Below are 747 nucleotides of genomic sequence, written 5' to 3'. Positions count from 1 at the left end.
ACATAATGTGGCATTACGCGCAAGTTGCTGGACGCATCCAACGCGTAACACACATTATGTCGGCGCCGTCTAGCGCAAGGGCGCGCTGCGGGCTGCTTCAACAACGTTGTGCGGCTGGCCGCCGGGGTTCGGCTCTTGGGCGCGGTGTGGCGCACAGCTCGCCTGCTCGCTCTGCTACGAACCTCAGCGTGCTTCCCTGGCTCTGACGGTGTGGCCGCCTTCCCTGGCGGCGCAGGCTCCGGCGTCAGCCATCAGCAAACATCAACGTCAACAGAAAAGGGGTTGTCGGCCTGCGGCCTCCGCTTAACGGCTTCACCTCGCCCCCGCCCCAACCCTGCTGCACTGGCTGCGCCCGGCTCGCAGTCGCCCGCTCCTTGCTCGTTCCCGTGCTCGCCATCTCCGCCCCGTGCGGCCCCCGCCGGGGGCCTCCCCGCTTAACGTCTTGTCTTGCGGGCCTCGCCAGCCCGCACCCGGCAGACGCTTCACCGTCCCACAGGCAAGCTGCGGAACGGCTCGCGCCGCGATAAAACCCGGTTCATTCACACAACGACTAATGGCAGCGGCTGTCGCCGCTGCTATGATGTGGCACAGGCAGACAGGGAAGTCACAGCATGGCGGTAGCGTGTCCGGGGCTAAAAGTGCGCGTCGGGGTGTTCGGGTTAAGGTGTTGTTAACTAGGCCGAAAACGCTGTCTAAAAAGCACGTTGCTTCAATGGGTTAAGTGCGTTAAAAAGTACGACCGTGTCA

The 747-nt window shown here is 63.5% G+C and carries 1 protein-coding gene and 1 pseudogene; one reads left to right on the top strand and one right to left on the bottom strand.

What is annotated here, in order from left to right:
* Positions 1-206: pseudogene (locus OI69_RS20310) on the top strand (hypothetical protein); the annotation flags it as partial.
* Positions 207-244: 38 nt separating this feature from the next.
* On the opposite strand, the gene OI69_RS19720 reads toward OI69_RS20310, so the two are convergent.
* The gene (locus OI69_RS19720) at positions 245-397 is read right to left on the bottom strand and encodes a hypothetical protein (RefSeq protein ID WP_154715589.1); all 153 of its coding nucleotides are present in this window, start codon (positions 395-397) and stop codon (positions 245-247) included.
* Positions 398-747: the final 350 nt, after the last annotated feature.

The organism is Pectobacterium fontis, assembly GCF_000803215.1.
GTDB lineage: Bacteria > Pseudomonadota > Gammaproteobacteria > Enterobacterales > Enterobacteriaceae > Pectobacterium > Pectobacterium fontis.
This window is presented reverse-complemented; position numbering and strand designations above follow the sequence as displayed.

What these genes read in the sequence shown, in the direction of transcription:
- OI69_RS19720 (WP_154715589.1), bottom strand. Translation starts at nt 397, where the DNA reads ATGGCGAGCACGGGAACGAGCAAGGAGCGGGCGACTGCGAGCCGGGCG.